This window comes from Gaoshiqia sediminis, from assembly GCF_025907915.1.
GTDB lineage: Bacteria > Bacteroidota > Bacteroidia > Bacteroidales > Prolixibacteraceae > Gaoshiqia > Gaoshiqia sediminis.
The window spans coordinates 1-368 of sequence record NZ_JAPAAF010000142.1 but is presented as its reverse complement, the minus strand read 5'-3'; the positions used below and the strand labels follow the sequence as shown (position 1 = coordinate 368).

Here is a 368-nt window from a genome sequence, read left to right as displayed (position 1 = left end):
ACCGCTAACGCTGTGGTGACCGTGGTTGACGAGATCGACCCGACGGCCCTTGCCCAAAACGTGACCATTTACCTGGATGCCGACGGCAATGCCTCCACCACAGCCGAAGCCGTTGACAACGGTTCAACCGACAACTGCGGGATCCAGTCCCTTGCTTTGGATATCGAAGCATTCACTTGTGCCAATGTAGGCGCCAATGATGTTGTGCTAACGGTGACCGATGTGAACGGCAACTCAAGCACGGCTAGTGCTGTGGTAACCGTGGTTGACGACATCGACCCGACGGCCCTTGCCCAAAACGTGACCATTTACCTGGATGCCGACGGCAATGCCTCTGTTACTGCCGAAGCCGTTGACAACGGTTCAAC

At 56.2% G+C, this 368-nt stretch carries 1 pseudogene; it reads left to right on the top strand.

Annotation, left to right across the window (positions count from 1 at the left end):
* Positions 1-368: pseudogene (locus N2K84_RS20320) on the top strand (HYR domain-containing protein); the annotation flags it as partial.